Origin of the sequence: Ferrimonas gelatinilytica (assembly GCF_039544205.1) — a bacterium.
Lineage (GTDB): Bacteria > Pseudomonadota > Gammaproteobacteria > Enterobacterales > Shewanellaceae > Ferrimonas > Ferrimonas gelatinilytica.
Map to the genome: position 1 here is coordinate 1 of NZ_BAABLF010000026.1, position 19,654 is coordinate 19,654.

Annotated in this window: 19 protein-coding genes and 1 pseudogene; 8 read left to right on the plus strand and 12 right to left on the minus strand. The window is 56.5% G+C overall.

Features of this window, described 5'->3' with window-relative positions:
• Window positions 1–198: 198 nt before the first annotated feature.
• Window positions 199–465, minus strand: coding sequence for a hypothetical protein (locus ABD997_RS12700; protein ID WP_345317439.1), 267 nt, complete (start codon window positions 463–465; stop codon window positions 199–201).
• A gap of 894 nt (window positions 466–1,359) precedes the next feature.
• On the opposite strand from ABD997_RS12700, the gene ABD997_RS12705 reads away from it, so the two are divergent.
• Window positions 1,360–1,989, plus strand: coding sequence for a nuclease-related domain-containing protein (locus ABD997_RS12705; RefSeq protein ID WP_345317440.1), 630 nt, complete (start codon window positions 1,360–1,362; stop codon window positions 1,987–1,989).
• A 7-nt stretch (window positions 1,990–1,996) separates the two neighbouring features.
• Here the strand turns inward: ABD997_RS12705 and ABD997_RS12710 are convergent, their stop codons facing one another.
• The 4 genes from ABD997_RS12710 to ABD997_RS12725 all read right to left on the minus strand — a co-directional run bounded on the left by ABD997_RS12710 (window position 1,997) and on the right by ABD997_RS12725 (window position 6,614).
• Entirely contained in the window at window positions 1,997–3,355 is a 1,359-nt protein-coding gene (locus ABD997_RS12710; protein ID WP_345317442.1) for a tyrosine-type recombinase/integrase, read from the minus strand.
• Window positions 3,356–3,509: 154 nt separating this feature from the next.
• Window positions 3,510–4,586 carry a KTSC domain-containing protein gene (locus tag ABD997_RS12715; protein WP_345317444.1) on the minus strand — a complete coding sequence of 359 codons (1,077 nt, stop codon included), beginning with the start codon at window positions 4,584–4,586 and terminating at the stop codon, window positions 3,510–3,512.
• On the minus strand, window positions 4,583–5,401 hold the full coding sequence (locus ABD997_RS12720) for a hypothetical protein (RefSeq protein ID WP_345317445.1): 819 nt from the start codon (window positions 5,399–5,401) through the stop codon (window positions 4,583–4,585). Before ABD997_RS12720 ends, ABD997_RS12715 begins: the two co-directional genes overlap by 4 nt.
• Before the next feature lie 475 nt (window positions 5,402–5,876).
• The gene (locus tag ABD997_RS12725) at window positions 5,877–6,614 is read right to left on the minus strand and encodes a hypothetical protein (protein ID WP_345317447.1); all 738 of its coding nucleotides are present in this window, start codon (window positions 6,612–6,614) and stop codon (window positions 5,877–5,879) included.
• Between the two features lie 316 nt (window positions 6,615–6,930).
• On the opposite strand from ABD997_RS12725, the pseudogene ABD997_RS12730 reads away from it, so the two are divergent.
• Together ABD997_RS12730 and ABD997_RS12735 are read left to right on the plus strand one after the other, a co-directional pair.
• Window positions 6,931–7,152, plus strand: a pseudogene (locus tag ABD997_RS12730) (RNA-binding S4 domain-containing protein); the annotation flags it as partial.
• 90 nt (window positions 7,153–7,242) lie between these two features.
• Window positions 7,243–7,587: a ribonuclease E inhibitor RraB gene (locus tag ABD997_RS12735; protein WP_345317448.1), complete on the plus strand. Its 345-nt coding sequence runs from the start codon at window positions 7,243–7,245 to the stop codon at window positions 7,585–7,587.
• A gap of 69 nt (window positions 7,588–7,656) precedes the next feature.
• Here the strand turns inward: ABD997_RS12735 and ABD997_RS12740 are convergent, their stop codons facing one another.
• Window positions 7,657–8,349, minus strand: coding sequence for a hypothetical protein (locus ABD997_RS12740; protein WP_345317449.1), 693 nt, complete (start codon window positions 8,347–8,349; stop codon window positions 7,657–7,659).
• A 290-nt stretch (window positions 8,350–8,639) separates the two neighbouring features.
• On the opposite strand from ABD997_RS12740, the gene ABD997_RS12745 reads away from it, so the two are divergent.
• Window positions 8,640–9,296 carry an OmpA family lipoprotein gene (locus ABD997_RS12745; RefSeq protein WP_345317451.1) on the plus strand — a complete coding sequence of 219 codons (657 nt, stop codon included), beginning with the start codon at window positions 8,640–8,642 and terminating at the stop codon, window positions 9,294–9,296.
• A gap of 257 nt (window positions 9,297–9,553) precedes the next feature.
• On the opposite strand, the gene ABD997_RS12750 is transcribed toward ABD997_RS12745, so the two are convergent.
• Together ABD997_RS12750 and ABD997_RS12755 are read right to left on the minus strand one after the other, a co-directional pair.
• Window positions 9,554–10,396 carry a hypothetical protein gene (locus ABD997_RS12750; RefSeq protein WP_345317452.1) on the minus strand — a complete coding sequence of 281 codons (843 nt, stop codon included), beginning with the start codon at window positions 10,394–10,396 and terminating at the stop codon, window positions 9,554–9,556.
• A 138-nt stretch (window positions 10,397–10,534) separates the two neighbouring features.
• Window positions 10,535–11,866 (minus strand): DEAD/DEAH box helicase, encoded by a 1,332-nt coding sequence (locus tag ABD997_RS12755; protein ID WP_345317453.1) that lies wholly within the window; start codon window positions 11,864–11,866, stop codon window positions 10,535–10,537.
• A gap of 301 nt (window positions 11,867–12,167) precedes the next feature.
• On the opposite strand from ABD997_RS12755, the gene ABD997_RS12760 reads away from it, so the two are divergent.
• Window positions 12,168–12,383, plus strand: a complete 216-nt coding sequence (locus tag ABD997_RS12760; RefSeq protein WP_345317454.1) for a TIGR02922 family protein — start codon at window positions 12,168–12,170, stop codon at window positions 12,381–12,383.
• Here ABD997_RS12760 and ABD997_RS12765 read toward each other — a convergent pair.
• Window positions 12,380–12,670 carry a glutaredoxin family protein gene (locus ABD997_RS12765; RefSeq protein ID WP_345317456.1) on the minus strand — a complete coding sequence of 97 codons (291 nt, stop codon included), beginning with the start codon at window positions 12,668–12,670 and terminating at the stop codon, window positions 12,380–12,382. The genes ABD997_RS12760 and ABD997_RS12765 overlap by 4 nt on opposite strands.
• Window positions 12,671–12,899: 229 nt before the next feature.
• On the opposite strand from ABD997_RS12765, the gene ABD997_RS12770 reads away from it, so the two are divergent.
• Window positions 12,900–13,796, plus strand: a complete 897-nt coding sequence (locus ABD997_RS12770) for a LysO family transporter (protein WP_345317458.1) — start codon at window positions 12,900–12,902, stop codon at window positions 13,794–13,796.
• A gap of 79 nt (window positions 13,797–13,875) precedes the next feature.
• Here the strand turns inward: ABD997_RS12770 and ABD997_RS12775 are convergent, their stop codons facing one another.
• The 3 genes from ABD997_RS12775 to zntR form a co-directional block, all read right to left on the minus strand.
• Complete coding sequence (locus ABD997_RS12775) at window positions 13,876–14,181, minus strand: hypothetical protein (protein ID WP_345317460.1); 306 nt, start codon at window positions 14,179–14,181, stop codon at window positions 13,876–13,878.
• 266 nt (window positions 14,182–14,447) lie between these two features.
• Window positions 14,448–15,632 carry an SO_0444 family Cu/Zn efflux transporter gene (locus ABD997_RS12780; RefSeq protein WP_345317461.1) on the minus strand — a complete coding sequence of 395 codons (1,185 nt, stop codon included), beginning with the start codon at window positions 15,630–15,632 and terminating at the stop codon, window positions 14,448–14,450.
• Window positions 15,632–16,033: a Zn(2+)-responsive transcriptional regulator gene (zntR, locus tag ABD997_RS12785; protein ID WP_345317462.1), complete on the minus strand. Its 402-nt coding sequence runs from the start codon at window positions 16,031–16,033 to the stop codon at window positions 15,632–15,634. Before zntR ends, ABD997_RS12780 begins: the two co-directional genes overlap by 1 nt.
• A gap of 393 nt (window positions 16,034–16,426) precedes the next feature.
• On the opposite strand from zntR, the gene purH reads away from it, so the two are divergent.
• Together purH and purD are read left to right on the plus strand one after the other, a co-directional pair.
• Window positions 16,427–18,019, plus strand: a complete 1,593-nt coding sequence (gene purH, locus ABD997_RS12790; RefSeq protein ID WP_345317463.1) for a bifunctional phosphoribosylaminoimidazolecarboxamide formyltransferase/IMP cyclohydrolase — start codon at window positions 16,427–16,429, stop codon at window positions 18,017–18,019.
• Window positions 18,020–18,243: 224 nt separating this feature from the next.
• A complete protein-coding gene (purD, locus tag ABD997_RS12795; RefSeq protein WP_345317465.1) occupies window positions 18,244–19,527 on the plus strand; it encodes a phosphoribosylamine--glycine ligase in 1,284 nt (427 codons plus the stop codon).
• Window positions 19,528–19,654: the final 127 nt, after the last annotated feature.

A 19,654-nucleotide genomic window follows, 5' to 3' on the forward strand; every position in this document is an offset into this window, starting at 1 on the left:
CTCCCTGCTTGTCGATGCTGGCATGCCAATCCGGATAAATGAGGTGGTAAAACGGTGATAACCCGTCGTAGAAGTCTTGCACTTAACTTTCCAAATCTGCCTAACGCCCATTTAAGGGGCTGATAATTGTTTGCTAAAATGTGTAGCGAAGCGAAACCGAGCAAACTGTTAACAGTCCCGCTTTAAATTCTTGTTAGCTTACGACTGCTCATACTCTGAACGTTCTTCTTTCCAATCATCATCGTCTAAATTGAAAAGAACCTGTTTATTAAATAGTTGCATTGGCATCTGTGAAATTTGTATAACACTTTTACCACTTGCGATTTCTGAATCTATAAATCCATCTATAGCTTGATGAAATGCCCATGCAGAAACGCTAAGCCAATGCTCTTTTTCGTGATCGATTTTTTCCTCAACACTCCAATACAATTGATTTAATTGATCTGGATTGTTTTCGTCAATCACAAGCTCATTAGGCCAATACTTTTTTATATTTTCAAATAAAGTCGAACATTTCATATATATGTATTTAGTAAGCTAACAGTGTGTTTATTGCGCCTAGAGGCACCTTTGCGGGCGCAATAACTCCGGCGAAAGTCCGCTCAACGTACCAAGCGATCCCCATTCAATCAATCTCTTAGATGTCGTTTTCGACTGTCCTTTGGGTGAAACAGAGCGGTCATCCGGTGAAAGTTCGCCAACGCCACGAGTGACCGCTTTTGGCGCCATTCCGGACTTTCGAAGTGCAGCATTGTCATCACTACGCCGCGAGACTTGGTCGCTTTAGTAAGGGGCTAGAAACCTGAAGGCTTCCCACAGCACCCGAGTACATCCTTAGAAGTGCTCGATTTAGTCAGCAATCTGCTACATATATGCTACACGGGGTCATTTTTGAGAGGGAAAGTTAGCGACGACTACGGCGCTAACCATCAAAATATGCTGGCCCCTGACGGAGTTGAACCCGCGACTAAGCGATTATGAGCTTTAGGTGCTTGTATCTATCCACTCTCGCTCACCTGCTTAGCCAACTCCGCCATCAAAGCAATTTTCTGCTTCCCCGTTAGCCCCTCCAATCTGCTTTGCAAAAGCGTTTGGAGAAAGTCACCGCACCCAGTTTTGTCGCACCGGGGCAAGGCTGCAAGTAAGCTTAAGTGCTGGCTGTAACCACAAGATACAGATTCCCGAATCCAGTACGCCCCTCGAAACGCCAAACTTTGACATTCGCCTCAACGATTTGGAGTCACCATTGCCCCATTAACCAGGGAGGCGGCATAATCTCGCGCCACCGAACATGAAAGCCCTGATAGGGCGCAGCGGTATCTAGGTTTCAAACCCCAAATTGATTACGAAAGGCGAAGCATGAACTGGTTGTGGATTTTATGCGCAGTTTGCATTGGCTTTGCGGCTGGTAGCGTCAGACGTCGAGCAGTTGCTAGAGAGAACGTTGGCGAAGCTGCGGTCAGAAAACTGTTGCAGCAAAACCTCGATCCGAGAGAATTTCACATTCTCAATAATGTCACCCTTCCGTTTGAGGATGGAACAACCCAAATTGATCACATCGTTGTATCCACCCGGGGTATCTTTGTCATCGAAACCAAGCATTGGCATGGATGGATTTTTGCGTCTGAACAGTCGCGAAAATGGACCCAGGTGCATTATCGCTTGAAGCGCTCGATGCAAAACCCGGTACGACAGAACTTCAAACACCTAAAAGCGGTCATGCAGCTTCTCGACTTCCTGCCATATGATGCATTCACGCCCGTAGTTATATTTACTGGTGAAGCCGAATTTAAAACTGGGAGGCCAAAGGGCGTGTCCAGCCCTGAAGAGCTTCTTCATCACATGAAGAGCACTCCCCCTGCCGTTATGTCAGTCAATCGGATGGCTTTCTCTGTCGGTCGCTTGACCTGCGCACGATACAGTCTCACCGAGAAAACAGACATTGAGCACCAACTTTACCTTGATAGGAAGTTTGGTTCACTTGGCTGAGCCTGTTTCAACCTTCTGATAGGGAGCGACCCAGCTCTGCCATCAAAGCAATTTTCTGCTCCCTCGTCAGCCCCTCTAGCCCACTTTGCAAAGGCGTTTGGAGCGAGTCACGAGTCGTCGTCCCAACGATAGAGTCCGTCACCGCATCCAGTTCCTGTCGCACCTGGGCAAGCTGCAAGTGGGCGTAGGTGCTGGCGGTGATCCCGATATCACTATGACCAAGTAACTTACTCGCCGCTTGCAGGCTTCCGCCACGCATAACGTTCCAGCTGGCAATGGTTCGCCGCAGATCGTGGATGGTAACGTTATCGCTCCGGTTCTTACTGTACAGTCCTGCCCGTTTGGTGATGCGGCTCCAAAAGCCGCTCTCTCCCGATTTATCGACAATATGCCCAGAGCCGGTTCGCTGGCCAGGGAACACATAGGGCTGACCGGCTTCCGCCTCAGCGCTACGGCGCTTGAGGATGGCCATAGCCGTATCCACCAAGGGAACAGCGTGAGGCCGCTTAGCCTTCATCTTGGATGTGGGGATCAGCCAGATGGCGTTAGCATGATCGATCTCTCGCCACTCCATACTGAACACACAGCTTTTACGCTGGCCGGTCAGCAACAGCATCATCACCACATCCTGATAGATGGGTTCCTCCTGCTCCAATGAAGCGATAAGGGCGCGCATCTCATCCTGGTTCAAAATGCGCTCCCGCTTTATCGAGCTGAGCTTTTTGATCCGCCCAAAAGGATTCACCTCCTGCTCGGAGAACATCGACTTAATCAAGGTGAGGCACTTGTTGTGGACCGCCGGGGTGTGATCCTTAAGGAGCAGCTTCATCAGGTTCTGTGCGAAGGGCCGATCGATGTCATTGACTTGCAAGTGGCCGATGCGGTGCTTCAGGTGGGTTGCCCAATTGGACTGGGCATCCTTGAGCGACTTGGGCCGCCGCTCCCCCGCTTTGATCTTGAGCTCGAATTCGGCTTGGTAGATTTCGAACAGCTCCGTCACGGTCAGCGACAGGGCCGCTTGGCGTTGTGCCTCGGCGATCTCATCCCGCTTCCTCTGGTTGGGGTTCACCCCTTCCATCAGCTCCAGGGCCAGCTGCGTTGCCTTCCTTCGGGCGTTCTCGATAGAAATGTTGGGAAAGCGGCCAATGGTCACCTGAACATCTTTGCCATTTAACCGCCTGCGGTAGCGGTAAAACTTTGATCCCGAAGGCATCACCTCCAGAAGCAAACCTGCCACAGACTCACGGTTGCCCTGATCTTTGATACGAAAACGGGCTTTTCGTGGCGAAACTTGCTCCAAACTGCGCTTGGTGAAGGCGATTTCCTGCATTTTTTGACCGAGCCCGATAAATTTTGTGCCGCACATGTGCCGACCATGACACACAAAATGGTGAATTTCAAATCACTTCGGTTAAAGCAGATCTGGCATAAGTCGTTGATTTGTAAATCTTAGTTAAAAATCATCAATGTAGGTTAATGCATAAGATTCCTCCTCTTGGGGAGGCCACCCGAGCACGGGCTCAGTTCAGGCGCTCATATTCAAAGTCAGTTCTGATGTTGTAGTAGAAGTAACGGCCTTTGGACTCCGCTAAATGCAGGCCATCCACCACGGACTTGGGAACGGCATAGTATCGATAGATACTGCCACTGGTGAACTCCACGTCCAATATCTGACTGATCTCCGAGTATCCGAAGCTGTCCAGGGCGGAGGAAGAGACGGCGGTTTGATCATGCATCGGCCACGGGGTCATATTCAGCGCGATCTCGGTAATACGATGCGCGATCGCTTCCGATTGACCCGGTTGCGCCAGGTAGGAGTCATAGAATCCGTGGCCGCTCCAATCATCGAAATTGAAAGACGCCGAATATGTCGGAGGTAAAGCCCCCACCGTAGCCCTTACACCCAGCATGACAAGATCGGTGTTGTTGGTCACATTACCAAGCAACTCCGAGTGGTTATCTCCATCCCATCCCCCAACTCGATAAGAGGGAGTCGCAACCGCCATCTGGCCAAGCATGGGATATTGCGCCAAGGGCCAATACTCACCCAGGAGATATCCCGTCACCTTCTCGCTAAAAAGACCATCACCATAAAAATTACCTTGGGAGTGGGTGACAAGTACTGTTCTGGCACACTGGCTCAGTTGCCCAGACAGTCGACTGGTCATCGCACGATAATCAACATCATCCCCAAGTTGGTAATATTCAGAAACCACTTCGGCCCAAAGAAGAAAAAAGGGTTCGTCCTCGAAGGCCCCAACTCCATCACCATGAATAAAACGCCAGAACAGGTCTTTCCATGAGTACTTACCAGCAACCTCCAACTTCTGAAGGAATACTTGAGTCAGTTGTTCAACGGTACTTTCATCACGGTTACGATAACCAACAACGGGAGCATATTTGGGGATGTGACCTGACAGCATTCTGTTTTGAAGCTTATCGAGTGCTCGGCCATTAAAAAGGAAGTTGCTCGAGTCCGTAAACATCCCATTGATATAAACCAGCTGTAACTTATCAACACTTTCGTCACAGGAAAATTCAGCCAGAGTGTTAGCCGACACTATGCTCAACATAACAACTAGTATCATCTTGTTCATAACATCGACTCCAGTGATGCAATCGAAGATACTGCGAAGCCGCAAGGGTCTTCATCATTGAAGTTGGGGTAATATTCATCCCCGAGCAAATCAAGAAGTATATCTTGATGTCGCCTATCGGCCATGAATCTCTCAAGTGTATTTAAGTACTTGTGTTTAAAGCCTGTGTATTTTGGGTCTTCCTTTTTAATCTGATGTTTACATGAAATTAGATTAACCCTGACATCAAATAATGTACTTACCTTTTCCTTTGACCAAGATGCGGCAACAATTTCATTTGCCTCCAAAGTCAACTGGTAAGATCTACCTGCGTTTAAACCAACCTCTCGAGCTTGGCCGCTGTATGTCATGACAACAAAGACCTCGTAATCATCCCGAATACCGTTTTGATTACTGTCGACGCCCAGCAGGGTGGCATTGGCCGTGGCGTCATCGATCACAGGCAGCTCATAACCTATGGCAGGGTGTTCGAAGGCGACCCATTTCTGGGAGCCAGAGGGGTGATCCGGCGACTGTCGGGCCATCTGACGAGCAAGATAATGCGTGCCCTGATAGATAACGGTGTCACCCAGGGCATAGCGGCGATCCGCTTGCCACTGGGGAGCATCAACCAACTGGGCGCGCACCCAATGAGGATGCTGATGTGGGGCTTGAGCCTGATTGGGACGGCTCGCTACCCAGAGGTGAGACAGATGACGAACAACGACACCGGGCGGGTAACGGGTATCGCTATCCCACTGGGGGAAAGCATCGAAAGGTTGTGCCCACAGCACAGAGGGTGCCCAAAAGAGCACCGCAAAGAGGAGTTTTCTCATAACAATTCCTTTTGTTTTCGCAGGTCCAATACATCCATGTATTGGCGAAACCGAAATGGCCTCTTTCTAACCCTAGACCGAAAATCAGGGGTATCGATAGAGCTTGCAGCGCCGCACAGACCCCACCCCACTCCACTGATACGCCCGGGCTTTAGAGAAACCTTAAGAGTAACGACAGGCCGGACCACTTCGAGTTGAATGCGAAGCAACACTAAGAGTTAGGAAGCGGGTTTAAATAGCGTCAGCGATGAAATAAAAAGAATAAATTTTAAATATAAGGGTGGCGCCGTTTGATAGCGCAATATCTTTGATGGGATGAGTAACGGATTCCGAGTGGCTTGAGAAGACAAGCATGGTTGTGTTCACGTTAGATGCCTAACGTCAACTCTGCCGTATATTGACAACTCAAGACCTACTTGTCCCCACGCCCAACTCCGGTTGCAGGACGCAGGGACAGCGAAGGTTTTAGTTAAGTTTATTGCCCGGAGCGCAGACCCCAAGCAAACTCGCAGTGATAATCGAAGCAGGAGGCGATAGCTACGGCTTGTTTATCCCTGGACATCAACAAACCGATCTTGCCCGACCCGGCTTCCGCACTCATGATGTCGCCACTGAATACACCATGAAATTCTTCATGCCAGGCAAAACTAACCGTCACATTGATGGTGCCATTTCGCAGGGTGCCCTGACATAAGTAATTGTCATCGCATTCGACCGTGAAATTGTCTTCGATGATCTTCCCGTTTTCATCTCCGTAATAGTTTTTCCCACTCCAGGTTCCTTGCAAATCCTCTGCACTAAATGCCCCGATGGCTGCTTCACCACGTTGCAACAACATCAGTTCCAAATTGTATGGGTCGGCGATGACCATGTAGGATTCATCCAGATAGGCGCCAAAAACTTCCTCGCCATCAGATAAAGTAATATTTAAAAGGTCACCATTAGATTCAATCTGTGCGTTGATATCCAGAGATTCCCAGTAGGATAGGTCTTCGCTGTAATATTTAGCGGCGGTAATCGAATTTCCGCTCACCTCCAAGGACATAGGAACAAAAAAGTCCATATCCATCACTACATCAGTACCTGACCAGATTCCATCGAGCACACCTGTGTCAGGATCGGGAATACTCAGGTTGGGATCGGTGTCACTGCCCCCATCGCCACCACAAGCGGTAAGCGCCAGGGCACCAGCAAGCATAATCAGTTTTTTCATCATTTCCTCCTTGAGATGAACAACAGACTTATCAGAAACTCGCATCACTGCATCTCCATCAGACACAGGTTCCGATGAAGATGCAAGTAGCCTTAACCAAATGACTTTTGCTTTCCGCCTACCTAAAAACCAGGTTGCAAAAGATGCCGCCGTTTAAATAAATCCAATACATGCTCTTAAATACGCTGCCTTACCCAAGGAAAGCGCGTTAAACCGAGCATTGTGAAGACTGTGCTCCAATCCGCTCGCTGACTGGGCCAAGGGCTGGCAAAGCCGGTATAATGTGAGCCTATTCGGTCACTAAAACGAGGCAGGCATGGCCACCGAGATTCTCGAACTCCACCCCGGTGATGATTACATCGAGCTGTACAAGGTCCTGAAGCTGGAGGGCTGGGTGGGGTCTGGCAGCGATGCAAAATTGCTGATCGCCGAAGGTCAGGTGCTGGTCAACCACGAGGTGGAAACCCGCAAACGTCGTAAGCTGGTCGCCGGCGACAACGTCATCTTTGCCGACCAGTCGGTCATGATCACCGCCAGCACAAGGCCCGCGGCGCCCAAACCAGAGAAACCGGCAAAGCCCGCCAAGGCCAAAGGCCGCCCCAAGATCACCTTTTGAAGGATCCCATCAATGTCATTTCCAAATAACGCCAATGGCGAGTTGCTTGAGCTGATGCAGGGTGAGGGGATCGACCTCTCTCAACCCAACATGCTGGACTTCTACGTGCTGTTCGGCAGCGAAAAACAGGGGCAGTTGGCTGCCGATGCGGTGAAGCCCGCCTTTGCCCAAGCCGGCCTGTTCCTCAACTTCGATGAAGAAGCTCGGCAGTGGGAACTGCGCCTGCAGTGCGAGATGGTGCCGGAGTACGACGCCATCTGTGCCGTGGAAGCCAAACTCAGTGAGCTGTGTAAGCCTTTCAAGGGCAAGCTGGATGGCTGGGGCATGCTGGAGCCCGAGGACGAAGAGGAGGAGTGAGCCGCTCACTCGACAGGAAACGCCCCCGCCTGCCGGGGGCGTTTTGCCATCTGGCGGCCAGGCCGTAGGCTAAAAAAATCGGTATTGAAACAGCAGGGTGGGCCCCTGGTAGGAAAAGCGTAGATCGATGCCCGAGGCGGCGCGTTCATGGTCCACCGTCAGTCGGTAGTATTGCCAGGCGATGCCGATATCGAACCGATCCGTGATCGCCCGGTTCACCTGGGCACGAAGGTCAATCAGACGTCCCTTGTAATCATCCACCTTCAGTTGAAAGTACTGTGCCGAGAGAACGGCCTCCCAGCGGGGGGTGATCTGCCAATACCCCATCAAGCCCAGATCCGGCAGCGGCGCCGTCAATGTCTCCTCCGCTTCTCTGACGTTGGCAATATCCAGGTTGTCGGACACCAGCGACAGCTCCCCGGACATCTGCGCCTTGATGTCCATCACGTGCATGCCCAGTGTGCCGACAAGGAGCAGATCTTCGCTGCGCCACAGGCTGTAACCGTAAAACAGCTGGTAGATGTCGATATCCAGTCGTGATGACACCCGGGCGTCGCTCTGAGCGCGGTAGGTTTGCCCCTCCCAATCGAACTCGAATCCCCGTATCACCTCCCGGGTCGCCGCACTGCGATGCAGGGTCAAGGCGTTCAGGGCCAGCAGGTGATTGTCATTGAAGCGGTAGGACAGCTCCAACATGGGACTGAACCGGGACTTCTCAAGCCCCAAGTCACTCTCAAAATCGATGCGCCTGCCCCGGTTCAATGCGGGGATCCTGGCCCCAAAGCTTGAATCTACGGATGCCCAGAAACCGCCCACTCGAACACTGAGCCCCGGGTCCACACTTGCGGCAAGCACCGGAAACGCAAACAGAAAAAGCAGTGGTATGAACGCCTTCACCGGCCCGACTCATTACGGTATTGTATGCTCAACTGTAGATTCTTTGGCTGACCTTGCCGCACTGTTTTCAAACCGGCCCGTCCCAGTCAAGAGACTTACCGGGGGCAAACGGTCAGCAGATACCGTAACGCTTTATCCAATTGTGAGGGAAACACATGACCAAACGCCTGATCAGCACCGCCATCATCGCCCTGATGATGACCGGTTGCGCCACCACCGATCCCTATACCGGCGAACAGAAAACCTCCAACGCCACTTCAGGCGCCCTGATCGGTGCCGTGAGTGGTGCCCTGATCGGGGTTGCCAGCTCCTCCAAGAGCGATCGGGGCAAAGGGGCGCTGATCGGTGCCGCCTCCGGGGCTGCCGTGGGCGGTGGCATCGGCTACTACATGGACCAGCAGGAAGCCAAGCTGCGGGCGCAGTTAGCGGGTACCGGTGTTTCCGTCGTTCGTGATGGTGACAACATCCAGCTGATCATGCCCAACAGCCTGACCTTTGATGTCGGCAGCTCCAAGCTAAAACTGCCCGCCATCAACACCCTGCAGGGGGTTGCCATGGTGGTACAGGAGTTCGACCAAACCCAGCTGAACATCACCGGCCATACTGACAGCACCGGCAGTCGCGACCTCAACATGCGTCTGTCCCAGCAGCGGGCCGACTCCGTGGCTGCAGAGCTGCTGCGCCGCCAGGTTTCCTCCACGCGCCTCGCAACCCGTGGCATGGGTCCGGACTATCCCATCGCCTCCAACCAGAACACCGCAGGCCAGGCCCAGAACCGTCGTGTTGAGATTGTCCTGACGCCAATCCGTTAAGCGATCTCTGAAACGACAAACCGCGCCCAGGCGCGGTTTTTTTGTGGCCTTACCAACCCCAAGGCGAATAGCGCACACTGGGCTAAATGGCTGTTCCTAACGATGCTCCACGTTGGTGAAAGCTCAGGCTCCCTGGGCTTTGCTTCGACTCTTAGGAACTAGGGCCTAGAACCGAGTTCCTAAGAGCTTTGTGCTCTACTGCATCAGGTTGCCTTCGCGAATGGTAGGGTGTAGGTCGCACAGTTCGGAGCAGTGATTTAGCGATGAGTCCGCTTGTGTCGCCAAAGTCCGAGCAACACCAGGTAGAGCAGCGCCACCAGCATGGAGACGGCGGTGCCCGCAATAAGCCCCCACGTCGGGTAGGTCAGGGTGACGGTCAAGGTATAGAGGATAAGGCTGCCCATTCCGAAGGGAAAATGGCTTACCACCGCCGCAACCGGCCCGCTGCCGTGGTGCCACTGCAGTACCAGCATCAGGGCAAAGAGCACCAGCGGGAAACCCGCCAGGACACCCGCGGCAGCCGGCGTCAGACAGTGCGCCAGCGCCGTGATCATCACCACCAGCAGGGCGGCGACGACCGCCCGAATCCCCTGTTGCCGGCGACTGAGCCGGGCAGAACCAAAGCGGGACACAGGCTGACGCCTGAGGATCAGGCCAACTCCCAGGGCCAGTGCGGCGGCCACCATGGCTATCGGAAGAACCAGGGGCAGGCCCGGCACCTTGCCATGAGTGCCCCCCACCAGTGACACGCCAAGCAGTTGCAGCAGTTGCAACAGCAGGGCCGCAGCGGCGCCATAGCCGGCCAACGCCCCAATAAGCGGCCAGGGGGCTGATCCCTTGTTGTGCGGTACCAAAATGACAAAAAGGTACGCAAAAACCAGTGCCGCCATCAGGCCAAAGAGCGCGAAGAACGCCGCAGCAGCGGCATACTCCACCCCCTGTTCAATACCGTAAAAAAACAGCACCAGTGCCACGCCCAGCGGTGCACCGGAGAGGAGTCCCGCCCACTCCGGCCCCACCCGCTCGGCGATCCGGGCCAGCCCCAGCACCATGGACGCCGCCAGCAGCACTTTGATCATCAGCAGGGGGGTAATGGCCATTTACGCTCCTTCTCGGCTCCTTGACGCCATCACTGGCCAACGCCAGGTGGCCAACTCTGACCACCTTAACAAAATACACCGGATCAAAAACGCCCCCGGAAACCGGGGGCGCTATCCGTTGAGCGACAGGCTGAAGTTTTACTCCGCCTCACCATCGGGCTTGGGCTTTTTCTTCATTCTCATCGGGGCATCCCCCACCTCGGTCAGCTTGAAGGCAAACTTCTTCTTCACCTTCTTCGGACCCCGCTTATGGGCCTTTTCCTGGGGTTGACTGGCTTTGCTACTAGCACCGATCTTGGCGGCACGCTGCCTCAGGGTGAACCCCTTGAACTTGGCTTCCATCCCCGGAAGCGCCTCGAACGCCAGTGGCTGGTCCAGGAAGCTCTCAAGCTGCTTGAAGCTCGCCCAATCCTTGGGGCCCACCAGGGAGAAGGCATCCCCCTTGGCACCGGCCCGCCCGGTTCGACCGACCCGGTGGACATACTCCTCCGCATGCTTGGGCAGGTCGAAGTTGATGACATGGGAGACCCGAGCAATATCCAGGCCACGACTCGCCACGTCGGTGGTGATCAGTATTGGCGCCTTGCCCGCCGCGAACTCCTGCATGATCTGGTTACGGCCACTCTGGCTGAGCTCACCGGAGAGCGCCAGAGCGGAATAGCCCCATTCGGACACCAGCTGGGCCAGTCGATCGGTATCACTGCGGGTGGCGGTAAAGAGGATCAACTGGGTAAAGTCCTGCTTCTCCAGCAGCGCCTTGAGCTGGGCCTCTTTGTGTTCGAGATGGTCGGAGAACAGGAAGCGGTGATGGATGTCATCGTGGATCTTGGCCTCGGCGTCAATCCGGATCCGCGTCGGCGACTGCAGCAGCTCGGCCCCGAATTCGTTGACCTGGGCATGATCCAGGGTGGCGGAGAACATCAGGGTCTGGCGCTTGCGGTGATCCGCCGCCTTGTGGATCGCCTGCAACTGCTCGGCGAACCCCAGATCCAGCATACGATCCGCCTCATCCAGGATCAGCATCTCCAGACCGTGAAGGTGGAGGTGCCCGTGATCCAGATGGTCCGCCAGTCTGCCGGGGGTGGCGACAACAAAATGGGGGTCCCGAGCCAGCGCCTTGCTCTGCTGGTTGAAATCCTCTCCGCCCAGGATCAGCTCCGATTTGTAGCTGGTGTTGGCCACCACAAGGCGCAGTTGCCCATAGACCTGCTTGGCCAGCTCCCGGGTCGGGGCCAGGATCAGCACCCGGGGATCCCGCTTGGAGAGCGCCTTGTGCTTCATCAGGCGCTGCATCGCCGGCAGCAGGAAGGCCAGGGTTTTGCCGGAGCCGGTGCGCGAACTTGCCAACAGGTCTTTACCTGCAATGGCGGTGGGGATCGCCTTCTGCTGGATCTCGGTGGCCTGAGTAAAGCCCAGGTGTTCGACGGTGGCTAACAGGCGTCGATCTAACATCAGCTCGGAAAAGTGCAAGGAACGGCTCCGCTTAAGGTCAAAAGCGCAATTATAACCCGGGAGGCGGCAGAAACGGGTCAAAAAGCCAATTACCCGCATTGAACTCATCCGCAGCCATAGTTCCGCTGCTTTTCAGTGCCCCTCAACCTCTCCCAGGACACTAACTATCCATCTGATTCCAATATAGAATACCGACGCTTCCTGTCACCTTGATAGGGAAGATGCGCCTACTGTATAAAGGGGCCTGATTGATCGGACGCTTTGCTTGGTGAACCCCAAGGATGGGGCGGCGAGCAGATAAAGACTAAGGAAGGTAAAGATGCAGACCAAGGATGTGAGCGTACTTTATTACGACATGAACTCGCTGGTGCTGAAAAAGGCCCTGTTGAGCGATCTTAAGAAGGGCCCCTCCGGCCGCGTCATTCTGCCGTCGGACTTTCGTCAAGGTAAGGCGATCATCGCGGTGCTCGGCGGCGACGTCGAGGTGCTCAACCTGGTTGGCGAACGCGCCGAGCAGGGGCAGGAGGACGGTTAATCCTCACTCTCCCCCTCGGCCAGTGAGCGCGCGATCCAGGCAGGGTCAAACCCTCTGAGCACCTGGCCCTCAACCAGTAACAGCGGAACGCCATGCCCCCCGAACTGGGCAAACTGTTGTGCTGCTGCCCCATCCTTCTCGATATCCAGCTCTACGAAGGGGATCCCATTGCTCTTCAGATGGCTCCGGGTGCGATCACACACCCCGCACCAGCTGGCGCTGTAAAAGAGCAGCGGGCTGTCGTAGCGCTGGTGGAGCGATTGCGCCAGACGTGCCCCCGCCCCCAACTAGAAGAGGGCATAAGCGATCGCTGCCGCCGCCAGGCTCAACGCCAACAGAACCCCAAGCCAGGTTGGGATCCGGCCTCGCTGGCCGTGAAGATTCATCATCAAATTGCCTCGCAACGGCCTCGGCCGTGGTCAGAAACGGTGGCGTCCATTGGCGCCATCGATTGTTGAGGATAATACCCCATATTGTTAACCTTGCCGCCCTCCCTGACAGCAACTGGACAACGATGTGGAATCCCTGATTATCCTTACTCCCCTGGCACTTGGCTACCTTATCCCTCTGCGCCATGCCGCCACGTTAAGGATGATCGATCGGGCCCTTACCGCCATCGTCTACCTGATCCTGGCGCTGATGGGGATGGGCCTGGCGGGACAGGAGAACCTCGCGACCGAGATGACCCAGGTCGCGCAACTGTGCGCCCTGCTGATCGGCCTGACTTTGGTGGCCAACCTGGCCCTGCTGCCCTGGGTGGACAAACGCTGGCCGTTGGCGCTCTGTGATAAACGCCAACATATCCGCACTCGTACCATGATGCTGGAATCGCTCAAGCTGGCGGGGGTCGTCAGCGGCGGCTTCCTGCTCGGCCTGGTCGTGCAGCTCCCTGCAGATTGGATCAGCAGCGGCAGCAACGCCATCTTGATGGCCCTGCTGCTATTGATCGGCATCCAGATGCGGGCCAGCAACATGACCCTGCGCCAGATCCTGCTCAACCCCCGCGGCCTGGCGATCGCCGCCGTGGTGCTGATCACCAGCCTGCTGGCCGGTGCCGTAACGGCGCTGCTGATGGGCCTGCCCCTTTACCAGGGTCTGGCCCTGGCTTCCGGGGTCGGCTGGTATTCGCTCTCCGGCATCCTGATCGGGGCCAAGCTTGGGCCGACCCTGGGTTCAGTGGCATTCCTGGTGGATCTGGCGCGGGAGCTGATTGCCATCGTACTGATCCCGATCCTGATGCGCCGTACCCCGGCGACCGCCATCGGCTACGGCGGTGCCACTGCAATGGATTTCACCCTGCCAGTGATCCAGAAAAGCGGCGGTCCCCAGACCGTGCCCGTTGCCATCGTATCCGGCTTCCTGCTCTCTCTCGCCGGGCCGATCCTGATCCCCTTTTTCCTCTCCTTCGGCTAACGCCCCCTGTCTCCGATAGGGGGACTGGTGCGGCGCCCCGATATGACCCGAGGCGCCGCTAAAAAAGAGGACGAGTGGGTTAATCCCCCGTCTGGGTTTCCGTTAGCTCCCCATGTTGCCGTTCACAGTGCCAGCCCCAGCTTCTCTGCTGTGCAACAAAGGCTTCGGCCTGCTGCTCGCAATAGCCCTCACTGTTCTGCGCCTGCCACAGGGTCGTCATGCCTTCCCTGTTGCTGTAACGCACTTCGCAGGGCAACGGCGTCCCTTCGGGGTAGACCACCGCAATCTCCCGCACCGCCCCATCATGGGTACAGTGGTAGGATAACTGCTCTGCCGCCTGAGCCGAACTGATCAGCAGCAGCCCCATCAACACCCCTGTTTTCATATCACTCTCCTTTCTGTTGCCCAGATATAAAAAGGCGGCCACAGGGCCGCCCAACTCACGCTTATTCCTGTGTTGTCGCCACAGGGGGGATACCGAACGCCACTAAGTAACTGTTCTGAATTGTGCTAAATCCTACCTTTCGCGAAGACAATCTAGTGCAATCGAGCACCAAGCTCTTAGGAACTAGGCCCTAGTTCCTAAGAGCCGGATCAAAGCCCGAGGCAGCTGGGCTTACACGAAAGTGGAGTCTATTTGGGATCAGCTATTTAGGCCGTTCCGGTCACCCCCGATTGATTACCACCGGAGCGAAGCAGCAGCGCCCGCACCATCAGGATCATCAGCAGCACTCCGCTGAAGTAAACCACCCCATCCGGCAGCAATCGATGCTCATGGCCCACCATCGGCATCACCGAGAAACCAAACTCGGCTACTGCCCAGTCAACGGCAAAGCCAGCCAGCATCGCCGTACCTATCACGCCGCCAAGGTAGGCCCAGAGGGCCCGTTTGCCCAGTTCATTGCGCACCACACCGAGTGTGGCGATGTTGGTGGCCGGCCCCGCCATCATAAACACCAGTACCGCACCGGGGGAAACCCCCGCCAGCAGGAAGCCAGCAGCGATGGGGGTGGAAGCGGAAGCACAGATGTACATCGGCACCGACACCAGCACCATCAGGGTCATCGCCAAGATGCCACTGCCCCACTGAGCCAGGAAGGAGGCGGGGACCAGGGTATTAACGAGGGCGGCAAAGAACAGACCCACAAGCAGCCACTTGGTGGTGTCCCGCACAAGATCATTGGCGGCAAAGCTAACCCCTTCACGCAGTTTCTGCCCCACAGCCTGGGAGTTGGAGGTTTTTGGCTGGGGTTTTTCCTTGGCACAACAAGCACTCACCTTCGGCTGAGGCTCGGCTTTGCTGGCACAGCAGCTGGGCTTGGCGCTCTTGGGATCGACCTGCTGGACAGGCTTCACCTTTGCTGCGGCGCTACCACAGCAGCTTTTTCCCGCCTCGCCAGCGTTCTCTGAGGGCTTGTCCGTGTGCTCGTCATCCCGCCCCACCAGCAAGCCCGCCACGATGGCGGAACTGATGGCCGTGATGGGACGGACCACCGCCATAAAGGGCCCCAACAACACATAGGAGAGGGAAACCGAATCGACCCCGGTCTCCGGGGTGGCGACCAGGAAGGCGGTTGTGGCACTTTTCGAGGCACCACTTCGGCGCAGCCCCACCGCTGCCGGGATCACCCCACAGGAGCACAGCGGAAGTGGCGCTCCCAGCACAGCGGCTTTAAACGTTGGCCAAAAGCCCTCACCACCCAACTGACGTTGCATCCACACCATGGGGATAAAGACCTTGATCAGGCCGGCAATAAGCAGCCCCAGCAACAACCAGGGAGCCGAATCCAGGAACAGCTCCACGAAATTGCCACCCAGCGTCATCAGGGTATTCATTACTGCACCTCCAGTGCATCCAAAATTGAACAGTGTTCCGCACTTTCCGGCCCGCCGCAGCACGCATCGGCTAATCCTTGCAGCGAATCACGGAATTGGCCCAGTTGCGCCAGCTTGGCGTCGATCTGGGTGACTTTGGCCTCCACCAGAGCTTTGACATCCTGACAGGCCCACTGGCTGCGGTTGGCCTCGATGGTAAGCAGTTCACCGATCTCTGCCAGGGTAAACCCGACCGCTTTCGCTTTCAGAATGAAACGCAGCTTCTGGGCATCCGCTTCGCTGTAAAGGCGATAGCCCGACTCGGAGCGGGCCGTGGGGGCCAACAAACCGTGTTTTTCGTAGTAACGCAGCGTATCAGGATTAAGTCGATAGGCCTTCGCCAGGGCACCAATGCGGTACATGGGGAACACTCCAAGATTGATCGGATTGATTATCTGTCGTTGAGTATAAAGCTTGGAGTTAAATCCAATGTCAAAGCTTGTCCCAAGAAGGCGCAGCCCGGTGAGACTGTTCTGTAATATGAACAGTCCATCAAGCCAAGCAACGCTGACCCGAATGCATTTTTTGCGTAGAATACGCGCGCAACAGCAGGGACCCGATTCATCAGCCGCCAGCGTGGTGAACAGAGTGAGGGGTTTTCGCCAAGCCCATGATCACCGCCGGAGTGATCCGTTCAAAGCAGCCGGCTTGGCGAAACGTCTTCAATACGCCCTTGGTTCACGAGTCGAGCGCGGATCCGTCAATCAGATCCGGCATCGTGACGTCGTGAGCCTCACAGAAAGGATCTGTACCCTATGAATGCACCCCGCCCGATCCGTCGTGCCCTGCTTAGCGTCTCCGACAAGAGTGGCATCCTCGAATTTGCCCGCGCCCTCAGCGAGCGTGGCGTCGAACTGCTCTCCACCGGCGGCACTGCGCGTCTTCTCGCCGACGCTGGCCTGCCCGTCACTGAAGTTTCCGATTACACCGGCTTCCCTGAGATGATGGACGGACGGGTGAAAACCCTGCATCCCAAGGTCCACGGCGGGATCCTCGGTCGTCGCGATCAGGACGAGGCGGTCATGGAGCGTCACGGCATCCAGCCCATCGACATGGTGGTCGTGAACCTCTACCCCTTCGCCCAAACCGTGGCCAAAGCCGACTGCACCCTGGAGGACGCCGTAGAGAACATCGATATCGGTGGCCCCACCATGGTGCGCTCAGCCGCCAAGAACCACAAAGATGTCACCATCGTGGTTAACGCCTCGGATTACGACCGTGTGATTGCCGAGATGGACGCCAACGACGGCTCCCTGACGCTGGAAACCCGCTTCGACCTGGCCATCGCCGCCTTCGAGCACACCGCCGCCTACGACGGCATGATCGCCAACCACTTCGGCACCCTGCTGCCCGCTTACGGCTCGGAGGAGACAGTCGAGGGTCAATCCGCCTTCCCCCGCACCTTCAACCAGCAGTTCATCAAGAAGCAGGAGATGCGTTACGGCGAGAACAGCCACCAGCGCGCCGCCTTCTATGTTGAGAAGAACATTCAGGAAGCGTCCGTAGCCACCGCCACCCAACTCCAGGGTAAGGCACTCTCCTACAACAACATCGCCGACACCGATGCGGCGCTGGAGTGCGTGAAGGAGTTCGACGTTCCCGCCTGTGTCATCGTCAAACATGCCAACCCCTGCGGCGTCGCCCTGGGCAACGGCATCCTGGAAGCCTACGACCGTGCCTTCAAGACTGACCCCACCTCCGCCTTCGGCGGCATCATCGCCTTCAACCGTGAACTGGATGGCGACACCGCCAAGGCGATCGTCGAGCGCCAGTTTGTCGAGGTGATCATCGCCCCGAGCATCAGCGAGGCGGCACGTACCGTGGTGGCAGAGAAGAAGAATGTGCGCCTGCTGGCCTGCGGCCAATGGGAGACAAAAACCACCGAATTCGACACCAAGCGAGTCAACGGCGGTCTGCTGGTACAGGACCGCGATCAGGGCATGGTGAGCCTGGATGATGTGAAGGTGGTGTCCAAGCGCCAGCCCACCGAGGCCCAACTGCAGGACCTGATGTTCTGCTGGAAGGTGGCCAAGTACGTCAAGTCCAACGCCATCGTCTACGCCAAGGATGGGATGACCGTGGGGGTCGGTGCGGGCCAGATGAGCCGGGTCTACTCCGCCAAGATCGCCGGCATCAAGGCCGCCGACGAAGGGTTGACTGTCCCGGGCTCCGTCATGGCCTCCGACGCCTTCTTCCCCTTCCGTGACGGCATCGATGCCGCCGCCGAAGCGGGGATCAGCTGCGTTATCCAGCCCGGTGGCTCCATGCGGGACCAGGAGGTGATCGATGCTGCGGATGAGCATGACATGGTGATGGTGTTCACCGGGATGCGCCACTTCAAGCATTAAAACGCTTACTGAACGGGCGATTGGCGTTGTCAAAGCGAAGCTCAAACTTCTCATTTGCATAAGCAAACTCCGGGTTTTCGCTTCGCTTTATCCTAGCCACTCATCCCGTTCAGCTGCGCTCCCCCATGAGGCGCGCCCGATCATATTTGCAAGCGCGATTGGCCCGGCCAGTCGTTCTGCCTAGGAACTAGAACCTAGGAACCAGCCACCTTAAAGGATGGAACATGAAAGTATTAGTCATCGGCTCTGGCGGCCGTGAACATGCCCTGGCCTGGAAGGCCGCTCAGAATCCTGACGTAGAGATGGTCTTCGTGGCGCCGGGCAATGCCGGTACCGCCACCGAGCCCAAGCTGAAAAATGTCGCCGTGTCCGGCAATGCCGACTTGGTGGCCTTCGCCCGGGAACATGGCGTGGCACTGACCATCGTCGGGCCGGAGCAGCCCCTGGTGGACGGGGTGGTGGATGCGTTCGAAGCCGCCGGCCTGACCATCTTCGGCCCCAGCGCCGCCGCTGCCCAACTGGAGGGGTCCAAGGCGTTCACCAAGGACTTCCTGGCCCGCCACCAGATCCCCACCGCCGCCTACCAGAACTTCACCGAGATCGAACCCGCCCTGGCTTACCTGGGGGAGATGGGTGCCCCGATCGTGGTCAAGGCCGATGGCCTGGCTGCCGGAAAAGGAGTCATCGTCGCCATGACCCTGGAGGAGGCGGAAGCCGCGGTCCGGGATATGCTGGCCGGCAACGCCTTTGGCGATGCCGGACACCGCGTGGTGATCGAGGAGTTCCTCGACGGTGAGGAAGCCTCCTTCATCGTCATGGTTGATGGCGATCATATCCTGCCGATGGCGACCTCCCAGGATCACAAGCGCGTCGGCGACGGTGACACCGGCCCCAATACCGGGGGGATGGGCGCCTACTCACCCGCCCCAGTGGTGACCGCCGAGATCCACGATCGCATCATGGCGGAGGTGATCCGCCCCACCGTGGACGGCATGAAAGCGGAAGGCCACCCCTACAAGGGCTTCCTCTACGCCGGCCTGATGATCGACGCCGAAGGCACCCCCAAGGTGATCGAGTACAACTGCCGTTTCGGAGATCCGGAAACTCAGCCGATCATGCTGCGGATGCAATCCGATCTGGTAGAGCTGTGCCTGGCCGCCTGTCACGGCAAGCTGGACCAGCACATCGCCCGGTTCGACCCCCGCGCTGCCGTGGGCGTCGTCCTCGCCTCTGGCGGTTACCCCGCCAACTACGCCAAGGGTTTTGCCATCTCCGGCCTGCGCACGGACTACGCCGAGGGCGAGAAGGTGTTCCATGCCGGCACCAGCGAGCAGAACGGTTCCATCGTCAATACCGGTGGCCGGGTGCTGTGCGCCACGGCACTGGGCAACAGTGTCACCGAGGCACAGCAACGGGCCTACCAGCTGGCGGATGAGATCCACTGGGAGGGGATGTTCACCCGCCGTGACATCGCCTACCGTGCCATCGCCCGGGAGCAGCAGGGGTAAAACCCCCAGCCCTCAACGCCAGTCTGGCCCACCTCAAACTGGCGTTGAGGGCGCTCTTGCTTAAACATCCAGCAATAGTGAAAATCTCTTCATCCCGGCATTAGCTGCAGATGCTAAATGTTTATTT